Here is a 23,356-nt window from a genome sequence, read left to right as displayed (position 1 = left end):
CTACCTAACACCTTATTATATCATTTCACATGGCTAGTAAAAGCAACTCATTTTCAGCAAAATTTTATTCCAGCATAATGCCAAAAATTTATGGTATTGGTGCTGCAGTCGTTATTCTTGGTGCAATGTTCAAAATCTTGGATTGGACTGGAGCCAACTGGATGATTGGTATTGGCCTAAGTACTGAAGCATTTATATTTTTCCTTTCAGCATTTGAGCCACAACATCAAGATGTTGATTGGTCTAAAGTATATCCAGAATTAGCAGGTGATGCACCTGCTGCTCCTAGAGCGCAAAGAGTAGTACCTGCTGGAGGAGATCAGGTTTCTCAAAAGCTTGACGAAATGCTTGCGAATGCTAAAGTAGGTCCGGAATTAATTGAGAGCCTTGGTAAAGGAATGCAAAATCTTGCAACCTCAGCTCAGAAGATGGGTAATCTTTCTGATGCAGCTGTAGCTACCAACGAATATGCAACGAATGTTAAATCTGCTGCCAAGACTTTGGTAGATATGAATGCTTCCTATAGCAAAACTGCTGCTGCTCTTACTGAAATGTCTTCTGCTTCTCAAGACGCAAAAGCTTATCATACTCAAGTAGTAACTGTAACAAAAAATCTTTCTGCACTTAATTCTGTCTATGAGATGGAGCTTCAGGATGCAAACAGTCATGTGAAGACATTGAATAAATTCTATGCTAACATGACTGCAGCTATGGAAGGACTTACTGAAGCAGGTAAAGAAACTCAAGCATTTAAAACAGAATTATCAAAATTGAATCAGAACGTAAGTTCATTGAATAAAATCTATGGTGGAATGCTATCCGCTATGAAAGGTTAATTTCTCTTCAATTCATTTTAAAATCCATTAAAACTTAAAAATGGCAGGAGCTAAAGAGACACCTAGACAGCGGATGATTGGTATGATGTACCTGGTTTTGACAGCCTTATTGGCTCTCCAGGTAAGTAATAAAATCCTCCAGAAATTCGTCTTGATTAATGATGGGATGGAAAGAACATCTCAGAACTTTATCAATAAAAACACAAAAACTGTTGAGTCTATTGCTTATACAGTAGATCAGCAGGGAAATAAAGAAGTTGATGTGCCAAAAGTGGCGGCCTCGCAGGCAATTAGAGATGCTACTGATGACATCGTTAAGTACCTAGAGGAAATCAAACAAGATTTGATCGTTCAGGCTAGAGCTAAAAATGATGAAGGTAACTTCGTTAACGCTAATCTAAAAAATACTGAGATCACAGGTAATATTTTTGTCAACAATGGCAAAGGTGAAGAGATGAAAAATAGGCTAAATGCTTATCCAACGGAAATCTCTAACATATTAACTGAAATTGGTCTTGGAGATTTGAAGTTCGATGCAATCGCCAAGGACGCAAAGGATATAGAGTTATTTGCTAATGACAGAGAAGCTCAAAATTTAAGCTGGGAAAAGCTAAACTTCGTTAAGTCACCAGTTGGAGCTGTAATTGCTTTGATTTCCCAATATCAAAATGAGGTTTTGAATATTGAAAGTGAGTCATTGACTGCTGTGCAAAATACAATTGGTTCGTTCTTTTTCAAGGCTGATGTGACTGAAGCTAGAATTGCGGCGTTATCTAATGTAGTGGCTGCAGGGACCAAATTTGAAGCAGATATGTTTATCGCTTCAAGTTCCACTGCTTCCGTACCGACTATGACAATAGACGGTCGCTCAGTGCCAGTAGATGCTACTGGTTTTGGTAAAATCGAATTCAATGTAACTCCTGCTTCAGAGTACGATGACAGAGGACTAGCAAGAAGAGTAATCAATGGTGAGATTATTACTAGTGTAGGTGGCGAGGATAAAGTTCTACCTGTAGAATATGAGTATTTCGTCGCTCAACCTGTAATAAAGGTATCGTCAGAAGTTGTTCAGCAACTTTATGCGGACTGTGCTAATGAGCTATTGATTGAAGTTCCTGCTTTAGGGAATACTTACTCTCCGGAATTTGCAGTAAGTAATGGGCAATCTATTAAAGGAAATAAGCCTGGTCAATTGACTGTGATACCTGGAGCGTCAGGAAAAGTTAATATTGGTGTGAGCAGTGGAGGTAATAAAATTGGTACAGTCGATTATGATATCAAACCAGTACCGACTCCTAGTATTGTTCCTGAGCTGTCAAATGGTAATGCGGTTGATATTAGCCAGTCTTATGCAGTAGGTTCCTTAACTGGTCTTAAAGTCTCTGCAAAGCCTGAGCCTACGTTTGGACGTACTATGGCTAAAGATGCCAATTTTGAAGTAACTGGTGGTGAGGTGAGATTGTTGAGAAGCGATGTTCCTAGACAAACTATCCAGATCTCAAACGGTAATAGTATCGCAATGCGTCAATTGCTTGAAAGTGCAAGAGCTGGTGATGATATCGTTGTGGTAGTAACTCAAGTGACAAGAACCAACTTTAGAGGAAACAAGATTCCTTCAACATTGAATCAAGTGATTCGTATTGGAGTGAAGTAGTCCTTGAAATAGAATATTATTAATGCTTAGATTATGAAAAAGTTTCTTCCAAAATTTATCTTATCCTTGCTGATAGCAGCAGGCATGGCGCCTCTCACAAGTGAGGCTCAAATTGCCCCTACCAGCATGAATCCTTCTGGATTCGGTGATAGACAGTTTGATATGGATACAATCTACTCTGCAAAAAGAATTAGAGAAGATGATAAAATGTATCAAATAGGTGTGTGGAGAAGAATTGATCTTCGCGAAAAATATAATAAGCCTTTGTATGGAGCTGGTGATACAAAGTCTAATGGCATTATTAATAATATCTATAAGGCGATTGTTGAAGAAAATGCTTTGGAAGTCTTTGCTGATGAGGAATTTACGCAACCACTTTCCATCGCTGAATTTCAAGATAATTTCTGGTTGAATGCAACTGGAGACAGTATCTTTTCAAAGCAACTTTACTACTTGGATTTCAGAGAAGATTTCGTTTTTGACAAGCATCACTCTGATATGGTCTTTGATATTAAGTACATAGAGTTAGTAATGCCTTCTGAAACCAATTCTAACGCTGGTCAGAAGACTATTGGTTTTATTAGATACAAAGACTTCTATTACTACTTCAAGGATCATCCTGATGCAAGATGGCTTAACTTTCAAAATATCTCTAAGAGCTTAACTTATGACCAAGCATTTGAGACTAGGTTGTTTAGGTCTGTAGTAAGAAGGTTTACCAACTCAGAAGAAGCTTTAATAGCTGACTTGGTGTCTGCAGATCATCCAAATCCTGAGATGCAAGCTTATGTAGATGCACTCGCATTTGAATACAAACTACTAGAATATGAAAACTCTCTGTGGGAGTGGTAATATAAAAAGGGGCTTTTTAAGCCCCTTTATTTTTTTCTTTCCATGCTATCAAAGATTTTGCTCGGCTTGAACCAATAATGTTTGCAATCTCTTCTTCGCTGGCTTCGCTTATATTCTTCACGGACTTGAAATGGCTTAATAAGCTATCAGCTGTTGTTTTGCCTATTCCAGGTATAGCTGTCAATTGTGTCCCAAAGGCATTTTTACTTCTTACATTTCTGTGAAATGTAATTGCAAATCGGTGCGCTTCATCTCTGATTCTTTGTAATAGCCTCAAACTCTCTGATTTCTTATCGATATGAATAGGATAGGAATCTCCAGGGAAATAGATTTCTTCCAATCTTTTGGCAATCCCAATAATTGGCATTTGACCATACACTCCTAACTCTTTCAGTGCCTCTACAGCTGAAGATAGTTGCCCTTTCCCTCCATCAATTACAATTAGCTTAGGCAATGCCTTTTCTTCTTCTAGTAAACGTTTGTAGCGCCTGCCTACTACTTCTTTCATGCTGGCAAAGTCATCCGGCCCTACAACAGTTTTGATATGATAATGCCGGTATTCTTTCACCGCAGGCTTTCCATTAAGAAAGCAGACCATGCTGGCTACTGGGTTTGTTCCCTGAATGTTTGAATTGTCAAAACATTCGATATGGTCTGGGATTTCAGTCAAACTTAAGTCTTGCTGGAGCTGTCTGATAACTCGGTCTTTTTTGTCTTGATTTAAGCCTACTAATAATGCTTTTTCTTTTTTGTAATAAAGAGCATTTTTTAAGGATAACTCGATAAGCTTCTTCTTATCTCCAATTTTGGGCATGAATACATTCAATCCTTCAATTTGCTCAGTCAACTCTATGTTTAACAAGACTTCCTCTGCATCACTTTGGAATTGATCCTGAAGGCTGATTACTGCAGTCAAAAGCAATTGCTCATCGGATTCATCCAATTTCTTTTTAAGCTCCACATTTTTGGAAGTCACCAAAGCTCCGTTTTTCACACGCATGTAATTTACATAGGCACTCTTATCATCAGAAACTATGGTACAGACATCTAGGTTGTTGATCGAAGGACTTGCTACTAGTGACTTGGCTTGATACTTTTCTAAAGATTCAAGCTTCTCTTTCATTTTATGCGCCTTTTCAAATTCCAAGTTTTCAGCATGTGTCTGCATCTCTTGCTTGAAATAGGATTTAGCGACTGCTAAATTCCCTTTTAAAATATGCTTTGCCTGTTCCAAATCCTTTTGGTAGTCCGCTTCATTTTGTAGTCCAACACATGGCCCTTGACAGTTCCCAATATGGTATTCTAGGCAAACTTTGTATTTTTCCTCTGCAATTTTATAGGGTGACAAGTCAAGTTTGCAAGTACGGATAGTGAACAATTCTCTGATCAAATCAAGAACCGTATTCATTGATTTGACACTAGCAAAAGGACCAAAATAAGTACCTTTTTTAGGGATCATTTTCCTTGTTGGGAAAATTCTCGGGAAGTTTTCCTTTGTAAGGAGTAGGTATGGATAAGTTTTATCGTCCCTAAGTAAGATGTTGTACTTAGGGTGTGACTTTTTGATAAGGTTATTTTCCAGCAGCAATGCATCAAATTCGGTGTTGACCAACGTTATTTCAATTCGGCGAATCTCTTTAACCATTTTTCGGGTTTTGAGATTGACTCCGGCATTCTTGTTGAAATAGCTGCTCACTCTCTTCTTGAGGCTTTTGGCTTTGCCTACATAAATCAATTCATTCTCCTCATTGAAATACTTGTACACTCCAGGTGAATTCGGGAGGTTGAGATGCTCAGTTGGTAAAAAGGAAGATGACTGCATGGTCTAAAATTAAAAAAACAGCCTTGGATTAAGGCTGTTTTTAAATAAGGAATTCTATTTAGTTAGAAATCATTTTTCTTTGCATCATAGTCAAAATCTGCAAACCGTTGACTTTCCGTTTCATAGACATCACAATTGATCTCTATACTCAACGGACGATCTGGTCTTGGGAAAGAACCTTTCGTGTAACCTAAGCTTTTATCTGCATATACTTTTTTCATGTAGTTCTGCCAGATAGGTCTCGCTGTTCTACCACCTTGCCCATCGATCCAGCTCCTAAAGTGAATGGCTCGGTCATCTCCACCTACCCATGTTCCACTGACTAAATCTTTACTGATACCCATGTACCACCCATCAGATGCATTTTGCGTAGTCCCAGTTTTACCTCCAAGTTCATTGTCTTGTCTTAATTCCCAGTCCACTCCTTGACTTGTGCCTCCACGCTCTTCAAAACCTCCTCTTAACATGTATGTCATAAGGTAAGCATGTTCTTCACTCATTGCGGGTCTCTTCTTAGCCGTGAATTGCTGGATTACATTGCCATTTTTATCTTCAATTCTGTCAATGTAGAATGGCGTAGTATGTTCACCTTTGTTTACGAATGTTCCAAAAGCACCCACCATTTCAAAAATAGAAACGTCGTTGACTCCTAAGGCCAAAGCAGGAACTTCCTCCAAATCACTGGTGATTCCTAGTCTACGAGCTGTCTCAACCACAATTTTCGGACTTAATTTCTTCATCATGTAGGCAGTCACAGAGTTCACTGATTCAGCCATTGCATGCCTGATGGTCATTTTTTCATAACTAAACTTCCCATCTGCATTTGATGGGCTCCAGGCAGGCTGACCAGGAATATATACTTCTACTGGCTGATCAATGACAGAATAGCATGGGCTGTATCCATTTTCTATAGCAGCAGCATATACGAAAGGCTTGAAGGTGGAGCCAGGCTGTCTCTTTGCTCTTTGGACGTGGTCAAACTTGAAGTATTTATGGTCCAATCCGCCTACCCAGGCCTTAATCTGACCAGTGTGGGCATCCATACTCATAAATCCCGCTTGCAGGAATTTCTTATAATATCTAAGAGAATCCATTGAACTCATCAAGGTGTCTACTTCACCATTTTCCCACGAAAAGACCTTCATTTTCTTCTTTTCGTTAAGCTTAATGTTGATGGAATCTGTGTCATTTCCATATCTGATTTTAAGTAATCTATAAGCTTCAGTTCTCCTCACTGCATCTTCGATGAAATTAGGAATGACCTTATGATTCTCATCTATCCAAGGATCTCGCTTCCCCATTTCTTTGTAGAACTTAGCTTGTAAAGTCTCCATGTGATCAGCTACAGCTTCCTCGGCATAGGTTTGCATTCTGCTATCTATGGTAGCATAGATTTTCAACCCATCTCCGTAAAGATCATAAGCACTTCCATCAGACTTAAGGTTTTCCTTTGTCCACTTTAATAAGTCTGCTTTTACGATTTCTCTGAAATAAGTAGCCAAACCTTTATTTTGATTTGCTACGCTATAATTAAGTTCAATAGGGAGACTTGATAGAGAATCGTATTCACTTTCGGTGAGTGCATCATTCTTTCTCATTTGACTCAGTACTGTATTTCTTCTGCGAAGAGAGTTTTCTGGATTGTAAACTGGGCTGTAATAGGAAGGAGCTTTAAATAAGCCAACTAACACTGCAGATTCTTGCACAGCTAAATCTGCAGGGGTTTTATTGAAGAAAGTTTTTGCTGCTGTTTTAATTCCGAATGCATTAGAACCGAAGTCTGAAGTATTGAGATAGAGTGTAAGAATCTCGTTTTTAGTGTAAGCTTTTTCTAATTGAGTTGCTACGATCCACTCTTTCGTTTTGATAATAAGCATTCCTAGACCAGGAATAGAACTCAGTAAACCCTGAGAAGCATCCGTCCTTGTTTTGAAAAGGTTTTTTGCAGTTTGCTGACTAAGTGTAGATCCACCACCTGCATTTTGTCCTAACAAGATTGATTTTACGAAAACGCGCATCATTGCCTGCATATCGATTCCGGAATGATTCTCGAATCGCACATCTTCAGTAGAAATCAAAGCATTTACCAAACTCGGTGAAAGGTCTTCATATTTCACCGGACTTCTATTCTCACGGAAATATTGGCCAAGCAAAACGCCATCCGTTGAGTATAGCTCTGAAGCGATTTCAGAGTCCGGATTTTCTAATGCCTTGAAATCCGGAAGTGTTCCAAATAGGCCTAGAAAATTGATGCTTACCATCCATACGAATAGAATGAAACCGAAAAAACCCGCAATAAATGCGATCCAGAGGAATTTTACGGTTTTGGATACCCAAGTGGAAGTTTGGGGTTTTGCTTTGTTACTCATAGTTTACTTATAAGCGGACTTAAAGAAAGTCCTGTATTCTTCTAAATTTTTCCTTTTGTCCAATATTTGAAAGTTTTCAATTGAGATCACAAATGAGTTAGATTTTACCTCCTGGGTCAGTCCTTCTGATTTGAATTCTTTCTGAAATTTTTCATAATATACTTTTGCCTTGTCTGCATTTGTAAATGGGCTTATGATGAAAATAGCATTTTCATACTTATTCATATCTCCCGTTCTCAATCGCTCCTTAGGGAAGTTTGCCGAATGGAAATTATCCAAATCAGCCAACAGGTTCTTCACCTCATTCACCTGCCCTGGTTCCATCGCAATCACAAAGATGTGCGTTGCAATTTGATTGTATTTAAAAGGAGACTCTGTCAAAGACCCCTCTTCACCTTCCCCTGACAAATCCTTGCTTTCAACTTGCGTAGAATCTGTTGCTTGAGTTTCTTTTGGATTCAGTTCTGCCAGCTCTGCAGCCGACAGCATTGGTTTTAGCATATTCCTTGCCAATTCTACCAAATTTGGATCTTGAGAATTCTGAATATAATTTTCTAATCGTTCTCTATACCTTGCACGGCTTTCTGTTTTGCCAGTAACCATGATGTCGAGGAGGAGTAATCGTTCAGTATTACGAGTTAATGGATATTCCTCCAAAGCTGACTTGATGGTGGATTTACTTGCTTGGTATTCCCCCGCATAATAGGAATTATACGCCTGCTCATATCTCTTGGAAGATTCTACATAGGCCAAATTCCCCGAGGCAGCATCAGGATTGTTTACTGAAAAGGTGTATTGAGATTCAGGGAACTCTCGATTCAGTCGGCCGACATATTGCTGTGAATTTCCTCCCAAATCTTTTTGGGCCAAGTAGAGCAAATAATATGCTTCTGGCTTTCGTGAAGAATTAGGATAATCACGAACCAACGTTTCCAGGTTATCAATGCTTTGCTCAGTCTCTTTTAGATCAAAATAAAGAAGTTTACCAAGCTCAAAATAAGACTCCTCCAACTCAAAGTTCAGCGTTTCAATTTGCTCGGGAGAATTGGGGATTCCTCCTAGCAAATCATCAACTGTTGGTAATTGACTGACAATACTTTCGGCTTGTGTTGCTGTAGAATCTCCATCTGAAGGCTCAGGAATAGTAGGAGCAGTGCTTTGAAAGCTCACGGCACTTCTTCTCCAGTTATCTTGCAAGGGACGATTCCCCCAAGTTCTTCGGAAATCAATAGCGCCCTGCTGCATTGCGACACTGTTGTCAAAATAAAATGATGAACCTCCACCTCTGTCGCTAAAGGCTAATAGGTTATCAAAAATACTACTGCTCTGAGGTTTTTGAAGTGCTTCTGCTTCAGCCAGAAGTCTTTCTTCTTCTACTTTTAGATAATTCTCTGCAACTAGTTTTTGCTCCTCAGGAGACAATTTTGCTAAGGTTAACAAGCTGTCATTTCCTTGGATTCTTTCAAAATGAAAAACGTATTTATCTAATGATTCTTTTTGACCTGTGATTTCTAGGGCCACAGGGTCGTTTTCATTAATAAAAGTGAGGGCAGAATCCAAGTAGTACTTTGTTGCCCGATAGTCCTTAAACTTCCCCAGGTTTATTTGGGCAAGTTTTTGGTAGATATACCCCTTTACTCGTGGATTGCTACCCGGTTCTTTTGCAGCTTGATGAAGCAAATTCAGCGTCAGTTCTGTGTCACCTTGCTTTTCTTCGAAAAGTGCTCGCTCGTAGATGACCACATCTTTTAAGTCTTTGTTTTTTGGATCTTCATAGAGGTCGTCGTAGTACTTTCTGACTTTCTTGAGATCCTTGGATGCATTTAGTTCTGCTACCTGCTGAGCGTAGAGTTGCGCATAAAAACTCCGCTCATAAGGAGGGTTTCCATCTAAGGATTTTTCATAGTATTCATGAGCCAATGCATCAAAACCTTCCCGCTGGTAGCGTTGGGCTAGGATAAAGTTGATTCTAGAAGCTTCTTTTTTGTCCTGCGAATATTCTATTGCTTTATCCAATGCACCGATTACTCCACTCTTATCCCCTCTTTTCTCATAGTAATAGGCTAAGGTTCGATAAAGTTCGTACCTGTTTTCTTCTGAAATATCAGTTTCCTTGGAGAGGTAATCAATAGTGAAATTCGCATTTTCAACTTCCGCTTGATCTACATAAAGTCGCAGCAAAGTGATTAAAGTCTGATGTCTTACATCGGCACTTTTTGAGTTCACATTGATATATTTGAAGGTGTTTTTTGCATTGTCAAAATGGGATTGATAATAATCCAGCTTGCCCAGAATATAATAACTATCGTCTACCCAATTACTTATTCTGTGCCATTCTATGGCTTTGGAGGCTAATTCTCGAGAGGATTGGAGTTTCTCTTCATTGGATTGGATAGTAGAAGAATCAAAAGGAATAAATACCGGTAAAATCTGAGTAAAGTCTTCTTTGTAGTTTTGAAAAACCTCTGTTTCTACTTCTTTCAATTTGACATCGGCAAGGTAATAGGCATTGAAGTGCGCAGTGACATTATGAAATGTCCTGTTTGTAAAGGTGTTGCGCTCGGAAGAGCATGCCCCACTAAAAAGTAAAATGATTAATGCTAGCTTGGAAAATCTCCTCATGAGTTGTTTTGCCCAATTAAAGTAGCAAAATAGGTCTTTTGATTTACTTAGTGAACGAATTAGATGGTCTATTATTTCTGGATTTTACTGTGGCAGGCTATTCGCTCTATTTTTTCAATACTTTTAAGAAATAAATAAGCTGAATGATATGAGTAATGAGTCAAAGAAAAATGAGCAAAATGGACCCCCGGCGTATGTGAAATACATAGGCTTGTCGTTTCAGCTTTTCGGGGTTATTGGAGGAGGAACTTGGCTGGGCTGGTGGATTCAGCAAAAGAGCGACATGAAATTCCCTCTGTGGCTCTTACTTTTTTGTTTTGCCTCGATTGGGATAGCTTTTTATCAGTTGTGGAATTCGATTCGATCGGATAAGTAGTCAGACAAAAGAAAATTTGGGATAAATTTGTAAGAAATTAATACCCATGCTGTTGAAATCTAACTATCATCTGAAATTTTTCCTTCTCACTGGAATATTAAGTCTGCTGATCCTTTTATTGGGTTGGTTGCTTCCTTCCACTATTCATGCGGACATTTGGAAAATTCTGTCTTTTCTGGCAATATCGTCCTATTTGGTGGGTGTAATGAGTCTTTGGCTGCTAAAAGGTTCTTCAGAAAACCTACTTCAAATAAAAATGGTGGGAATGATACTAAGGATAATTGCCTCCTTATCCTTCATCGGAATCATGGTTTTTATGGGAACAGAGAATATTCTTTTGTTTGTGGTGGATTTCTTTATTCTGTTTTTGTTCTATCTGGTTTTTGATATCTACACGTTTCTGGCTAACTTGCGCCCGATTTCGAAGTAGCCCTCAAAAAAAGAGTAGATGACGCGCAAATTTCTTTCCCTAAGTATTTTATTGTCAGCGTTTTTGCTGAGTTTCTCCAGTGTGTCTTTTGCTTCTGGAGCAGATTCTGAAGATGGAGGTGAAGATCCTACGGGCTTCATCATGCATCACATCAAAGACTCGCACGAGTGGCATTTTTTCAATGTTGGTCATACCCACGTAACGCTTTCCTTGCCTGTAATCGTATATTCAGGAGATAGAGGCCTAGAAGTTTTTAGCTCTAAGGACTTTCAAGATCACGAAACTCATGCCTTTGGAGAAGAGCATGCGCATGAAGGTTATTTCATCGATTCTCATGATCACATGGGTAGAGTAGATGGTGCAAGTTTCACTGATTTGTCTATTACTAAAAACGTTGTGATGATGTTCTTGGTAATAGCAGTAGTATTGATTCTATCTCTTTCTGCTGCTGGTCACTATAAGAAGCACGGTGCTATTGCACCAAAGGGAGCTGCGGCAATCGTAGAGCCTATAGTTATATTCGTTAGAGACGAGATTGCTCATAAAGCTATCGGTCCTAAGTATAAGAAGTTCGTACCTTACTTACTTACACTTTTCTTTTTCATCTGGATTGGTAACCTGATCGGTTTGCTTCCAGGTGCGGCTAACCTGACTGGTAACATCGCTGTTACTGCCACTTTAGCGGTATTGACATTTATCATTGTAAATGTCAATGGCAATAAGGATTACTGGAAACACGTCTTCATGACCCCCGGTGTTCCTATTCCATTACTATTGGTAATTGTTCCGGTAGAGATTATCGGCTTGTTTACTAAGCCTTTTGCATTGATGGTTCGTCTTTTTGTAGCCATCACAGCAGGTCACATTGTAATCTTGGCTTTCATAGCTTTGGTCTTCATATTTGAGTCATACACTATTGGAGTGGTTAGTACGCTGATGGTGACATTTATCAATATGATCGAGTTACTGGTAGCTACGATTCAGGCTTATGTATTTACCCTGTTCACGGCGATGTACATCGGTTCTGCAGTAGCAGAGCATGCACACGACGAGGCACATTAAATAGGAATTTCTTTGTTCAATTTATTAAATAAAAACGTATGTTAACTTCAATCTTATTAACAGCTGGAATGGCACTTATGGGTGCTGGTATCGGTGCAGGTATTGTTGCGATTGGCGCAGGACTTGGTATCGGTAGAATTGGTGGACAAGCTATGGAATCTATTGCTCGTCAGCCTGAGGCTGCTGGTAAAATCCAGACTGCTATGTTGATCATTGCAGCTTTGATCGAGGTGGTTTCCCTGTTTGCAGTAGTAGTTTGTCTACTTATTGCTTTGAATGCAGGCGGTATCGCTTTCTAAGAACAAATGAATCGGGATTGGTCGTTAGGGCCAATCCCTCTTTTTGAACAATAACGAAATTATATATATCTAATGGATCTGATTTTACCTAGTTCCGGACTGATCTTCTGGCAGTTGTTTGGCTTTTTAGCACTCTTGTTTATCTTAATCAAGTTTGCCTGGAAGCCTATGCTTGCTGCTATTGAAGAAAGAGAAACAAGTATTAACAACGCATTGAAGGCAGCTGAAACTGCTAGAAATGAAATGGCTAATTTGAAAGCTGAGAATGAAAAACTTCTTGCTGAAGCCAGATTGGAAAGAGATACTATTCTTAAAAAAGCTCAGGACGCTTCTGTTAAAATGATCGATGATGCCAAAGAAGAAGCTGTAAAAGCTGGAGCTTTGATGATCGAGAATGCTAAGGCGGTGATTGAAACTGAGAAAAAAGCTGCTTTGGCAGATGTGAAGTCTCAGGTTGCTTCACTTTCTTTGGACATAACAGAGAAATTATTGAGAGCAAATCTTTCTGATGACAAGTCTCAAAAGGATTTGGTAGAAGGATTCATCAAAGAACTTAAGCTTAACTAATACACCTCCATGTCAAACCAGAGAGTAGCATCACGCTATGCCAAGTCAATCATGGAACTTTCTTTGGAAAAAGGAAGACTAGAGGAGGTGCATACAGATTTTCTTAGGCTGACTGCTTTGGCAGAAAGCAATCATGAATTGAATTTGGTGTTGAAAAACCCAATAGTAGGTTCTGATAAGAAATTGAATGTGCTAAAAGCACTGTTTGCCAAAAGTGTTGATCCGCTTACTATGACATTCTTTGAGATTATTTCTCGCAAGAATAGAGAAGAGATTCTTCTTGATGTAGCAAGGGAATTTGAAAACCAATACAATCTTCATATGTCAATTCAGGTGGCTGAAGTGACTACTACTTTTCCTCTCGATGATACGCTTCGCAAGGAGTTTGCTGAGGTTGTGAAAGAAGTATCTGGAAAGAAATCAGTACAATTGGTTGAGAATATAAATCCAGACCTGATTGGTGGATATATCTTGAAAGTAAATGACCGTCAGATAGACGAGTCATTGAGTAGCAAACTGAGACAATTGAAAACTCAGTTTATCACAAATCATTACGAAAGTAAAATCTAACAAAAAGCATTAATCTATATATCATGGCAGAAGTAAGACCTGATGAAGTTTCGGCAATTTTAAGAGAACAACTCTCTGGTGCAAGAACCGAAGCTGAACTCGAAGAAGTGGGTACAGTCCTTCAAGTGGGGGATGGTGTAGCTCGTATCTATGGACTTTCTAAGGCACAGTCCGGTGAATTGCTAGAATTCGACAATGGTCTGAAAGCAATGGTACTGAACCTGGAAGAAGACAACGTCGGAGCAGTACTTTTCGGTGACTCCAAATCTGTAAAAGAAGGTGACACTGTAAAAAGAACTAAAAGAATTGCTTCTATCCAAGTAGGTGAAGGAATGCTTGGTCGTGTAGTGGATACTCTAGGTAACCCTATCGATGGTAAAGGTCCTATCACTGGGGACTTGTACGAAATGCCTTTGGAACGTAAAGCTCCAGGTGTAATCTACCGTCAGCCAGTTACTGAGCCGCTTCAGACAGGTATCAAATCTATCGATGCGATGATTCCAATCGGTAGAGGTCAAAGAGAATTAGTTATTGGTGACCGTCAGACTGGTAAGACAGCGGTAGTTATCGATGCGATCTTGAACCAAAAAGAATTTTACGATAAAGGAGAGCCAGTTTTCTGTATCTACGTTGCAATCGGTCAGAAAGCTTCTACCGTTGCTGGTGTAGTTGCGGCCCTTGAAAAAGGTGGTGCTCTTCCATATACAGTTGTAGTAGCAGCTCCTGCTTCTGATCCAGCTCCAATGCAGTTCTTTGCTCCATTTACTGGTGCATCGATCGGTGAGTTCTTCAGAGATACAGGTCGTCCTGCTTTGGTGGTTTACGATGATCTTTCTAAGCAAGCAGTAGCTTACCGTGAAGTTTCTCTTCTATTGAGAAGACCTCCGGGACGTGAAGCATATCCAGGTGACGTATTCTACCTTCACTCAAGATTGCTTGAGAGAGCTGCGAAAATCAATAAATCTGATAAAATCGCTCAGGAAATGAACGATTTGCCGGATTCTATCAAGCACTTGGTAAAAGGTGGCGGGTCATTGACTGCACTTCCAATTATTGAAACTCAAGCTGGTGACGTTTCTGCTTATATCCCGACTAACGTAATCTCTATTACAGATGGTCAGATCTTCTTGGAGACTAACCTTTTCAACTCTGGTATCCGTCCTGCGATCAACGTAGGTATCTCCGTATCCCGAGTAGGTGGTAACGCGCAGATCAAATCAATGAAGAAAATCGCCGGTACCTTGAAATTGGATCAGGCAGCTTTCCGTGAATTGGAAGCATTCTCTAAGTTTGGTTCTGATCTAGATGCGACTACTAAGCGTACGATCGAAAGAGGTAGAAGAAACCAGGAAATCTTGAAGCAAGCGCAGTATTCTCCAGTTTCTGTAGCGCATCAGGTAGCTATTATCTATGCTTCTACTAAAGGCTTGATGGATACAGTTCCAGTAGAAAACGCCAGAGCATTTGAGAAAGAATTCTACACACTATTGGATACGTCTTATCCAGAAGCACTTGACTTCATCCTAAAAGGAAAAGTTGATGAGGCTGGAAAAGTTCTTTCTAAGGCAGCAGCAGAATTAGCTCCTAAATATTCAAAATAATTGATTTGAACACCGGAAGGCGAGAGTCTTCCGGTTATCTATACCCTAGCACAACGCAACCAAGATGGCTAATCTTAAGGAAGTAAAGGAACGGATAACCTCAGTAGTCTCTACCCAGCAGATTACTAAGGCCATGAAAATGGTTTCCGCCGCTAAACTTAGAAGAGCGCAGGACAAAATCACTCAGATGCGTCCGTACTCTCAGAAGTTGACTCAAATCCTGAATAACGTATCAGCTGCTTCTGAAGGAGCTGCAGATATTATTTTTGCTGAAAAGCGTGAAGTAAGAAATGTACTGATCATTCCTGTTACTTCAGACAAAGGACTTTGTGGTGCTTTCAATACAAATATCATCAAGGCGGTAAATTTGGCCATTGCAGGACAATTTGCCGGAAAGAATATAACTATTCTTCCTATTGGTAAAAAAGCTTTTGAAGCTTTCAAAAAGCGTGATTTCAATATGGTTTCTGAGTATTCTCAGTTATTTCAGGACCTCAGCTTTGAGAATGCTAGAAGCGCAGCAGAATTTGCGATGAATGCTTTTGTAGCTGGAGAATTTGACCAAGTTGCTTTGGTTTATAATGAATTCAAGAATGTAGCTACGCAGGAAGTTCGTGTAGAACAGTTTTTGCCTATGGCAAAAGATGATTCTGCTGAGGAGAAAACTGCTGATACGGATTACATCCTGGAACCATCAAGAGCATATATTATCGAAGAGTTGGTTCCAACGTCTTTGAAAATCCAGTTCTACAAAGCTGTACTAGAAAGCAATGCTTCTGAGCATGGTGCTAGAATGACCGCCATGGATAAGGCCACAGATAATGCCGGTGAATTGCTGAAAGAGCTAAGATTGATGTACAACAGAACACGTCAGGCTGCCATTACCAATGAAATACTTGAAATTGTCTCTGGTGCCAATGCACTTGGAGGTAAGTAATAAACGATAGACCTACTTTCCAAAACCACAGCTCGCAAGGGTTGTGGTTTTTTTATTTCATTTTAGGGTGGAAGGGGCAAAAGATTTTTCGCCCTTATTCGATTGCAATTGTTTTTTCAAAAATCCTTTCCCTGAATCCATCGCTCAAAAAACACATCGTAAGATTGGTAATAGGGAGCACCTTCTTGATTAATTTCTTTAAAAATCATCTCTTTTTCCAATAGAGAATCGATGGATTTGAAAACGGTGGCAGAACTTCCTAACTTATTTTTTCCAATAAAATCTTTGGATGTCGGGGCGTAAACAACACCTGTTTTGGCGATGGCTACCAGAAGTTTCCACTGCTGTTTACTTAGAAGCGACCTGTAGTTGAAGAAGAATACCTCTTGTTCCTTCAGGATGTTTTGTGCACAGTCTTGCCAATCTGCCCGCTCGTATTTTTTCTTGTCCATCTGAAATAGCCGGTTGCAGAGATGTTGTACGTAATAGGTGTGGCATTTTGTCCAGTCCAAAATCTCTTCTGCCAGAACTTCAGTTAACGTTTTTCCTTTTTTTGCAAATGTCCGGATGATGAACTCACGATATATTTCCTGAGAGATTTTTTCCAGTTTTAATGGATTCGCACTTTTATAGAAAGGCTTTTTTGGATTGGAGAATAGGTCAGAAAGTAAGGTCTGTCTACTTCCAGAGAACAGGAAACGTACATTTTGTAGTTGTTGAATAGTACTTCGCAGCCACGCGTCTGTATTCTTTTCTGGGTAAAATTGGATTTGCTGAAACTCATCAATCGCCACGATCACCGGATGATCAAGTTTGGATAGAAATAACAAAATATCCTGCACGGGTTTTTCGGAGTGTTGCACTTGAAAGGATACCTGGGGAATTCCGCTGAGTTGGTCAAAGCTGATGATTGGTCGAAGCCCTTTTATAAATTCCCAAACGCTTTTTCCTACTGAGCTTTTCTCTGGAAAAGATTGAAGCAATGCAGAGCCAAGTGCATCAAGAAATTGCTGCTCATTTTCTGTAGCCAAAATATCAAGGTAAATAAACCCATATTCAGGTGGCAGCAAATACTTGATATGTTGGATCAGTGCAGTTTTTCCTAGCCTTCTATTACACATCAAAAGGCAGGATTGGCCGTTTTCAAGAAGTTTAATTATATGCGTGCTTTCATCCTCCCGATCACAGAAATAGTCAGAGCCGTAGTAGCTGCTCGTAGGAAATGGATTGCTGGGCGTTTGAAATTGCATATCTTCACAAAATTGATTTACTAAAGGTAATTTACAAAAAGTAAATTAAAAAAATTGAATCAGTAATATTCCACAAACCCTTTCACTTATTAAATTTTACTTTTAAAAGTGGGTCGTTTGCCCTAAATTACGCTATAATCTCAGCTATCCCTTATTATGAAAATTTGCACCAAACTGCCTGCTGTCATTCTCTCATTTATTGCACTCTTCTCTTGCGCTGAGAAAATTGAAGAAAAAGCCAAGCAACCAAACATTATCGTCATTCTAGCGGATGATTTGGGCTATGGAGATGTGAAAGCATTTAATCCTGAAGGAAAAATTAAAACCCCCTTCATAGACGAATTGGCTTCTGAAGGGATGATTTTCACCGATGCACATACACCTTCTGCAGTTTGTACACCTACCCGATACGGATTTCTGACAGGTAGATATAATTGGAGAAGTACGCTGAAGTCTGGTGTATTGACAGGTAATTCTAAAGCTCTGATTCCGGATAATCGTAGTACTATGGCGTCAGTGCTGAAATCCCAAGGATACAACACCGCATTCATTGGCAAATGGCATCTAGGTTGGGATTGGGGCTTAGTAGATGGAGACACGCTCCGAGGTGAAGGATGGGATGCGAAAGATTTTGATCAGATTGATTTCAGCAAACCGGTGACCCATACCCCAAATGATTTGGGTTTTGACTATGCCTATGGTCACTCCGGTTCTCTTGATATGGCGCCGTATGTCTATGTCGAAAATGGAAAAGCTACTGCCATTCCAGATACCGTCACTGTGAATACTGGCAAATACTCCTGGTGGCGAGAAGGGCCAACGTCCCCGGATTTTGACCATGAGAAAGTTACTCCGAATTTCTTTGAGCGATCTATCGCATACATTCAAGAGCAGGCAAAAGAAGAAAAACCGTTTTTCCTTTACTTGGCATTACCATCACCGCATACTCCGATTTTGCCACCTGCTGAGTGGCAGGGCAAAAGTGGTTTGGCTCCATTTGCTGACTTCATGATGATGATTGACGACTACATAGGTCAGGTGAATCAAGCGATCAAAGAAGCAGGCATTGAAGAAAATACACTGGTAATCTTCACTAGTGACAATGGAGGTTCGCCAGCTGCAGGATTGGATGTGATGCAGGCAGAAGGCCACTACTCCAGCTACATCTACCGTGGACATAAAGCTGATATTTTCGAAGGTGGACACCGGGTTCCTTTTATTGCCAAGTGGCCAGCTAAAATCCAAAAAGGAACTTCTAGAAATGAAACAATCTGTTTGACTGATTTGATGGCAACTGGAGCAGAGCTTTCTGGCTATACCCTCAAGGATAATGAAGGCGAGGATAGCTACAGTTTGGTTTCGCTTTTTGATGCAAATAGCAAAGTGGAGCAGTTCCGTGAAGCCACCGTTTCACATTCCATCAATGGGAGCTTTGCGATTCGTCAAGGCGACTGGAAATTGATTATGGCCAAGGGTTCCGGTGGATGGAGTGTCCCTAAGCCAAATACTCCAGCTGAAGCAGATCTTCCTGAAGTACAGTTGTACAATCTGGCATCTGATCCTGGTGAGACGACAAATGTCTATGCTGAAAATGAGGAGAAGGTCGCTTCGCTAAAAGCCTTGTTGATCAAGTATATCAAAGAGGGCAGAAGCACCCCCGGCTCTCCGCAGCAAAATGATAAAATCGAAGGGGAGTGGAAGCAGGTTGGGTTTGTGGAGGAGTGATTGATTAATTCCTTGAGCTAAAATGCTTTTGCTACCTACTGCATATGTAGATTATAAATGCAAAAAAAATAAAGAGAAAAGCCCACAGACCTGTACGGCTTGTGGGCTTAATTATGAGATCTTTTTGCTAGCTCTAGCTATTTATAGTTAGGAAAGCGTAGAATCACCTTCCCGTTGAAATCGGAAGATCAAGCAAAAGAAAATCCTTTATTTATGGGCATGAGCAGGGTTTGTCCCTTCATGGAAGTCGGTTTTATCTGTTTTACTCCACTTAGAACCCTGAACATCCCAGACAATATACATGGCTTGCTGCGTAGATTCATTCACCCAGTATTCACTAGCTCTGCCTGGTGAAAGTTGGTCTACCCAATAAGAGACTTTAAAGCCCTTATCTGCTAGTTTCTTTCGTTCTTCATCCAGCTTTGCTGAGGAAGCCGGGGCTTGGCCATCATGGTATTTTTCCCAAATTTTATTTGCCGCTTCCACTTCCTGCTTACAGACACTAGTCTCTGGGTTTATTTCAACGGACGTGATATCATGTGATTTCTTATCAAAATGTAAAGTGATACAAATATTATCAGCTTTATTGTACCAATCTTGTTTCTTTCCAAATAGACTGGAAAAACAAATTTCATATCCTAGACTTTCTAATTTGGTCTCTCCGTCCATTAAAGGCATATTGACTATAGATGCTACTTCATCTGGTACAGTATTCTGGGCGAAAGTACTCCCTTGAGAAAGGAAAATAAACACAACAATTACTAGGGGAAAATTGGTGAGTTTTGAAGCTTTCATAGCTGATACATTTGGTTAAGTGTACTTAAGTTAGAATAATTATTGGAAAAGTTTACCTTCTAGTAGAAGGGTAGGGAAATTTTTGTTGTGCCATAAACCACTATCAATTCGTTATCCTGATATTACACCCCGTGGTTTTCTAACTACTTCATTATGTGGCAATAAACAACATCAGTCAGGTTAAAAGATGTGTCAGTTTTTGAAGTCAAGAAGTCAATAAATATACCAAGTATCATCCTTCCTTTAGTGTTAACCAAGCTTAAGGAATGGAGAATGCTGGATCTAAGAAAGTATTGTTAAATGTGATTGTTAACTTGAAAAAGTTCGACCGTCTACAGGGTCATGGTTTTTTACGTCATTTTTCTAAACCATGGGTTGCACCCATGGCTAGTAATGGTTTGACCCCATTTGGGGTCTTGCTTTTACATTTGGATTCATATCCACGACCACGAAGTGGTCCAACTTTAAATAACTGACATACCTAAAGTAAATTTTGGGAGTCGTGGATATCTATACTATCCAGTGATATGGAAATCCCAAAGAGGATTGAACTAAAAAACAAAACCCTCCAAATTTCTAAAAACTTGGAGGGTTTGTGACACCGGGCATCGGACTTCCGACACCTAGCATCCTACAAGCGTATCGCCCTTGCGACTACCTTCGCCATAATGCCCAATCCTTCGGTATTTGGATGTACGCCATCAGGTAGTAAATCCTCATGACCCATAAATGGCGTGTAAAGATCGATTAGCTCGGAACCTGAGTCTATGGCAATATCCATGATCATCATGCGCTGCTCGTTGTTCATCACCACAGGAGTGATTCCGAAGTTCTCACGGGTTACGGGTACTGGCATGATCACATAGACTTTGCCATCTGCAGGCATGGTTTTCTTAAACTCCGCAATCATATCCAGGTAATCCTGTCTGAATTCAGAAGCATACTTCCAGTTTTGAGGCTTGGAGTCATTGGTTCCCAACATGATGATAAGAATGTCTGCTCCGAAATCCTTGACTTGCTGAAACTGTGGTTCATTCCAATAAGGGTAGTCTCCTTTGCGGAGCAATGTTCGTCCGGAAACACCGAAATTTCCAACTTCATACGCATCTCCGAGTATGGCCTGCATCTGCAGTGGCCAGCTATCTGGATTATCTCTTCCAGGACCTTGGGTGATGCTGTTTCCTACGCAGGCGATTTTGATAGGAGCTTGCGCAAAAGAAAAAGTAACGAAGGCAAGTAGGGCTACTAACAGTAAAGTGGATTTTTTCATGATTAAATAAATGATTTAAGGTTTATGGGTTTGAGAATTGATTCGTAAAATAAATAATATCCATGAGCATCCGAGTACCAACTATGGACTTTTGCCCAATCACCCTATCTTTAGGCTGTGCAGTTTCTTTTTAAATTCCATCAGCGAATCACCTGGCTTTCCATAGATGTAGTTCTTGGCGCTATGGCCGGAATGCTTTTTTTTGAGCGAGCGCTGCGGGTTGATTTGAATTGGCAGGAATATGCCTTATTAGGGATGGCGGTATGGTGTATTTATACAGCTGACCATTTGATGGATGCACGAAAACTGGCAGCAGATCATGCAGCGGATAGGCATCATTTTCATTTAATTTACCAAAAACCATTGCTGGCAATCCTTGGATTAGTTGGCTGTATTGGTCTGTATTGGGCAATTAAATTTTTCGGGTTTTCTAAAGAATTATTTTTCGGAGCAGGGCTCGGGGTACTGATTTTGGGGATAATGCTGGCGGTGAGAAAATTGGCAGCAAAGCAAGTTCGACTAAAGGAACTCAGTTCGGCTATCTTCTATGTGATCGGGATTTCTTGGCTTCCTTGGTATGAAGCACCCGAAATAGATTACACCTGGACAGCCTTTGGCCTCACCCTTTTATATATGGGCTTGGCTTATTTAAATCTGATTATGCTGTCCAGTTTGGATAAGGAAAGCGATAAGCAGTCAGGCTTTTCTTCCATAGCCACTATTATCCCTCAGGAGAAACTTAATCCGAGAATTCACCAGCTGGCAATCGGATTAATGCTAGTTGCATTGATTGGCTTGCTACTGGTAAATTCTCTTTATAGGATCTTCCCGAGTTTAATATTGTTAATGTTGCTTGTTCACTATTTGAGCTTTTTCAAATCAGGCGCCAGTCCTGAGAAAATCAGGATGCGAATGGAAGTTGCTTTCCTGATTCCTGCGATTTTACTGTTGCTTTAGACAAATGCACTATGCCCGGTTATGGCTCGGCCTACGATCAGTGAATTGATTTCCTTGGTTCCTTCGTAGCTATAAACTGCTTCCGCATCTGCCACAAATCTCGCGATGTCATGGCGTAGCAAAATTCCATTTCCTCCGAAAAGCTCACGGGAATGATCCACGATTGATCGCATGCGAAGGGTGCAGAAAACTTTGGCTAAGGATGCATGCTCATCTTTCAAAATGTCATCATCCTGCATTTCCGATAGTCTGAAAACCATGGTCTGCATTGCGGTCAAATCTCCAAGCATAGTCACCAAAAGATCCTGAACGAGCTGGAAAGATGCGATTGGTCTACCAAATTGCTTGCGTTCATTGGTGTATGCCAAGGCCAACTCATACGCTCCTCTAGAACAACCCACGGCTTGCCAAGCTACCCCAGCTCTGGTCATGCGAAGTACTTTGGAAGTGTCGCGGAAAGAATTCGCTTCTTGCAATCTGTCTGATTCCGGGACTTCACAATTCGTCAGCGTGATTAACGCGTTCTGTACTATTCTCAGCGCCATTTTGTCTTCCAGCTTTTCTGCTTTAAAGCCTGGATTATCTTTTCGCACTATAAAGCCTTTCACCTGCTGATCATCCAGATCTCTCGCCCAGATCACAGTCATATCTGAGAACGTAGCATTTCCGATCCATTTTTTCTGTCCATTCAGCACCCAAGCATCACCTTCTCTTTTACAAGTAGTGGTCAAGCCACCTGCTACTCCCGATCCCACTTCAGGTTCGGTCAAGCCAAATGCACCGATTTTCTCCAGTTTTTGCATGGAAGGAAGCCATTCCTGCTTTTGTTCTTCGGAACCACAGAGGTAGATTGAACCCATTGCGAGTCCACTTTGCACTCCAAAAAAAGTGGAAATTGAAGTGTCTATTCTCGCCATTTCCATAGCCACGAAGCCTTCCAGCAATGCCGAATGTCCCGGACATCCATAGCCTTGATAAGTCAATCCAGCTATATCCAGTTCAGCCATTTTCGGGATAATCTGCATGGGAAATTCCCCACGGTTCCAATAGTCATTGGCAATGGGTTTGATTTCCCGCTCCATAAATTCACGGACACGAAGTTGAATCTCCCGTTCGTGGGTAGGCAGGCTTTTGCCTAGCTCATAAAAATCTCCATTGATCGGCGGGATGGTTTTCGGACGGCTTCCACCTTTCATCATTCCCATCATTTTGGATAGGTCTTCTTCGCTCATCTGGGAGACCAGACCTACCATTTTGGAGATATCTACTTTTTGGGAAAGCTTTGAGATTTGATCCAGATCGACAGTGGATAAAAGTTGACGGAGTCCGCCGATGGTTTTGAATAGATTCTTCATAAAAAGG

General features: G+C 40.4%; 20 protein-coding genes. 13 read left to right on the top strand and 7 right to left on the bottom strand.

Annotated features, from left to right (window positions below):
- The first annotated feature begins 29 nt into the window (after positions 1-29).
- Genes gldL through gldN form a run of 3 tightly spaced genes read left to right on the top strand, consistent with a single transcriptional unit; the run spans position 30 to position 3,342 of the window.
- Entirely contained in the window at positions 30-836 is an 807-nt protein-coding gene (gldL, locus tag AACZ87_RS13865; RefSeq protein ID WP_339868018.1) for a gliding motility protein GldL, read from the top strand.
- Between the two features lie 40 nt (positions 837-876).
- Positions 877-2,490: a gliding motility protein GldM gene (gldM, locus tag AACZ87_RS13860; RefSeq protein ID WP_339868016.1), complete on the top strand. Its 1,614-nt coding sequence runs from the start codon at positions 877-879 to the stop codon at positions 2,488-2,490.
- Positions 2,491-2,523: 33 nt separating this feature from the next.
- On the top strand, positions 2,524-3,342 hold the full coding sequence (gene gldN / locus AACZ87_RS13855) for a gliding motility protein GldN (protein ID WP_339868015.1): 819 nt from the start codon (positions 2,524-2,526) through the stop codon (positions 3,340-3,342).
- Positions 3,343-3,358: 16 nt separating this feature from the next.
- Here gldN and uvrC read toward each other — a convergent pair whose 3' ends face one another.
- The 3 genes from uvrC to AACZ87_RS13840 form a co-directional block, all read right to left on the bottom strand.
- A complete protein-coding gene (uvrC, locus tag AACZ87_RS13850) occupies positions 3,359-5,164 on the bottom strand; it encodes an excinuclease ABC subunit UvrC (protein WP_339868013.1) in 1,806 nt (601 codons plus the stop codon).
- A gap of 62 nt (positions 5,165-5,226) precedes the next feature.
- Positions 5,227-7,533 carry a transglycosylase domain-containing protein gene (locus AACZ87_RS13845; protein ID WP_339868012.1) on the bottom strand — a complete coding sequence of 769 codons (2,307 nt, stop codon included), beginning with the start codon at positions 7,531-7,533 and terminating at the stop codon, positions 5,227-5,229.
- 3 nt (positions 7,534-7,536) lie between these two features.
- Positions 7,537-10,155 (bottom strand): tetratricopeptide repeat protein, encoded by a 2,619-nt coding sequence (locus tag AACZ87_RS13840; protein WP_339868011.1) that lies wholly within the window; start codon positions 10,153-10,155, stop codon positions 7,537-7,539.
- A gap of 148 nt (positions 10,156-10,303) precedes the next feature.
- Here AACZ87_RS13840 and AACZ87_RS13835 point away from each other — a divergent pair, with 148 nt between their 5' ends.
- The 8 genes from AACZ87_RS13835 to atpG all read left to right on the top strand — a co-directional run bounded on the left by AACZ87_RS13835 (position 10,304) and on the right by atpG (position 15,997).
- The gene (locus tag AACZ87_RS13835; protein WP_339868010.1) at positions 10,304-10,531 is read left to right on the top strand and encodes an AtpZ/AtpI family protein; all 228 of its coding nucleotides are present in this window, start codon (positions 10,304-10,306) and stop codon (positions 10,529-10,531) included.
- 46 nt (positions 10,532-10,577) lie between these two features.
- Entirely contained in the window at positions 10,578-10,961 is a 384-nt protein-coding gene (locus tag AACZ87_RS13830; protein ID WP_339868009.1) for a hypothetical protein, read from the top strand.
- A gap of 18 nt (positions 10,962-10,979) precedes the next feature.
- Complete coding sequence (atpB, locus tag AACZ87_RS13825; RefSeq protein WP_339868008.1) at positions 10,980-12,023, top strand: F0F1 ATP synthase subunit A; 1,044 nt, start codon at positions 10,980-10,982, stop codon at positions 12,021-12,023.
- Between the two features lie 38 nt (positions 12,024-12,061).
- Positions 12,062-12,322 carry an ATP synthase F0 subunit C gene (gene atpE, locus AACZ87_RS13820; protein WP_091695803.1) on the top strand — a complete coding sequence of 87 codons (261 nt, stop codon included), beginning with the start codon at positions 12,062-12,064 and terminating at the stop codon, positions 12,320-12,322.
- Positions 12,323-12,394: 72 nt separating this feature from the next.
- Positions 12,395-12,889 (top strand): F0F1 ATP synthase subunit B, encoded by a 495-nt coding sequence (locus tag AACZ87_RS13815; RefSeq protein WP_339868005.1) that lies wholly within the window; start codon positions 12,395-12,397, stop codon positions 12,887-12,889.
- A gap of 9 nt (positions 12,890-12,898) precedes the next feature.
- Positions 12,899-13,459: an ATP synthase F1 subunit delta gene (gene atpH / locus AACZ87_RS13810; protein WP_339868004.1), complete on the top strand. Its 561-nt coding sequence runs from the start codon at positions 12,899-12,901 to the stop codon at positions 13,457-13,459.
- 23 nt (positions 13,460-13,482) lie between these two features.
- A complete protein-coding gene (gene atpA / locus AACZ87_RS13805) occupies positions 13,483-15,060 on the top strand; it encodes a F0F1 ATP synthase subunit alpha (protein WP_283413721.1) in 1,578 nt (525 codons plus the stop codon).
- A 64-nt stretch (positions 15,061-15,124) separates the two neighbouring features.
- Positions 15,125-15,997, top strand: a complete 873-nt coding sequence (atpG, locus tag AACZ87_RS13800) for an ATP synthase F1 subunit gamma (RefSeq protein ID WP_339868002.1) — start codon at positions 15,125-15,127, stop codon at positions 15,995-15,997.
- A 116-nt stretch (positions 15,998-16,113) separates the two neighbouring features.
- On the opposite strand, the gene AACZ87_RS13795 is transcribed toward atpG, so the two are convergent.
- Positions 16,114-17,247: an ATP-binding protein gene (locus AACZ87_RS13795; protein WP_339868000.1), complete on the bottom strand. Its 1,134-nt coding sequence runs from the start codon at positions 17,245-17,247 to the stop codon at positions 16,114-16,116.
- A 156-nt stretch (positions 17,248-17,403) separates the two neighbouring features.
- On the opposite strand from AACZ87_RS13795, the gene AACZ87_RS13790 reads away from it, so the two are divergent.
- Positions 17,404-18,972 (top strand): arylsulfatase, encoded by a 1,569-nt coding sequence (locus tag AACZ87_RS13790; RefSeq protein WP_339867998.1) that lies wholly within the window; start codon positions 17,404-17,406, stop codon positions 18,970-18,972.
- Between the two features lie 207 nt (positions 18,973-19,179).
- Here AACZ87_RS13790 and AACZ87_RS13785 read toward each other — a convergent pair whose 3' ends face one another.
- Positions 19,180-19,767: a hypothetical protein gene (locus AACZ87_RS13785; RefSeq protein WP_339867996.1), complete on the bottom strand. Its 588-nt coding sequence runs from the start codon at positions 19,765-19,767 to the stop codon at positions 19,180-19,182.
- 631 nt (positions 19,768-20,398) lie between these two features.
- Positions 20,399-21,037: a GDSL-type esterase/lipase family protein gene (locus tag AACZ87_RS13780; protein WP_283413727.1), complete on the bottom strand. Its 639-nt coding sequence runs from the start codon at positions 21,035-21,037 to the stop codon at positions 20,399-20,401.
- A gap of 117 nt (positions 21,038-21,154) precedes the next feature.
- Between AACZ87_RS13780 and AACZ87_RS13775 the strand changes: the two genes are divergently transcribed.
- A complete protein-coding gene (locus AACZ87_RS13775) occupies positions 21,155-21,994 on the top strand; it encodes a hypothetical protein (RefSeq protein ID WP_339867994.1) in 840 nt (279 codons plus the stop codon).
- Here the strand turns inward: AACZ87_RS13775 and AACZ87_RS13770 are convergent.
- A complete protein-coding gene (locus AACZ87_RS13770; protein WP_339867992.1) occupies positions 21,991-23,349 on the bottom strand; it encodes an acyl-CoA dehydrogenase family protein in 1,359 nt (452 codons plus the stop codon). The two genes, AACZ87_RS13775 and AACZ87_RS13770, sit on opposite strands and share 4 nt — an antisense overlap.
- Positions 23,350-23,356: the final 7 nt, after the last annotated feature.

It is taken from the genome of uncultured Algoriphagus sp. (assembly GCF_963974365.1).
Lineage (GTDB): Bacteria > Bacteroidota > Bacteroidia > Cytophagales > Cyclobacteriaceae > Algoriphagus.
This window is presented reverse-complemented; position numbering and strand designations above follow the sequence as displayed.

Bases quoted from the DNA above. Each gene is read 5' to 3' on its own strand.
- gldL (WP_339868018.1), top strand. From the start codon at position 30: ATGGCTAGTAAAAGCAACTCATTTTCAGCAAAATTTTATTCCAGCATA.
- gldM (WP_339868016.1), top strand. From the start codon at position 877: ATGGCAGGAGCTAAAGAGACACCTAGACAGCGGATGATTGGTATGATG.
- gldN (WP_339868015.1), top strand. From the start codon at position 2,524: ATGAAAAAGTTTCTTCCAAAATTTATCTTATCCTTGCTGATAGCAGCA.
- uvrC (WP_339868013.1), bottom strand. From the start codon at position 5,164: ATGCAGTCATCTTCCTTTTTACCAACTGAGCATCTCAACCTCCCGAAT.
- AACZ87_RS13845 (WP_339868012.1), bottom strand. From the start codon at position 7,533: ATGAGTAACAAAGCAAAACCCCAAACTTCCACTTGGGTATCCAAAACC.
- AACZ87_RS13840 (WP_339868011.1), bottom strand. From the start codon at position 10,155: ATGAGGAGATTTTCCAAGCTAGCATTAATCATTTTACTTTTTAGTGGG.
- AACZ87_RS13835 (WP_339868010.1), top strand. From the start codon at position 10,304: ATGAGTAATGAGTCAAAGAAAAATGAGCAAAATGGACCCCCGGCGTAT.
- AACZ87_RS13830 (WP_339868009.1), top strand. From the start codon at position 10,578: ATGCTGTTGAAATCTAACTATCATCTGAAATTTTTCCTTCTCACTGGA.
- atpB (WP_339868008.1), top strand. From the start codon at position 10,980: ATGACGCGCAAATTTCTTTCCCTAAGTATTTTATTGTCAGCGTTTTTG.
- atpE (WP_091695803.1), top strand. From the start codon at position 12,062: ATGTTAACTTCAATCTTATTAACAGCTGGAATGGCACTTATGGGTGCT.
- AACZ87_RS13815 (WP_339868005.1), top strand. From the start codon at position 12,395: ATGGATCTGATTTTACCTAGTTCCGGACTGATCTTCTGGCAGTTGTTT.
- atpH (WP_339868004.1), top strand. From the start codon at position 12,899: ATGTCAAACCAGAGAGTAGCATCACGCTATGCCAAGTCAATCATGGAA.
- atpA (WP_283413721.1), top strand. From the start codon at position 13,483: ATGGCAGAAGTAAGACCTGATGAAGTTTCGGCAATTTTAAGAGAACAA.
- atpG (WP_339868002.1), top strand. From the start codon at position 15,125: ATGGCTAATCTTAAGGAAGTAAAGGAACGGATAACCTCAGTAGTCTCT.
- AACZ87_RS13795 (WP_339868000.1), bottom strand. From the start codon at position 17,247: ATGCAATTTCAAACGCCCAGCAATCCATTTCCTACGAGCAGCTACTAC.
- AACZ87_RS13790 (WP_339867998.1), top strand. From the start codon at position 17,404: ATGAAAATTTGCACCAAACTGCCTGCTGTCATTCTCTCATTTATTGCA.
- AACZ87_RS13785 (WP_339867996.1), bottom strand. From the start codon at position 19,767: ATGAAAGCTTCAAAACTCACCAATTTTCCCCTAGTAATTGTTGTGTTT.
- AACZ87_RS13780 (WP_283413727.1), bottom strand. From the start codon at position 21,037: ATGAAAAAATCCACTTTACTGTTAGTAGCCCTACTTGCCTTCGTTACT.
- AACZ87_RS13770 (WP_339867992.1), bottom strand. From the start codon at position 23,349: ATGAAGAATCTATTCAAAACCATCGGCGGACTCCGTCAACTTTTATCC.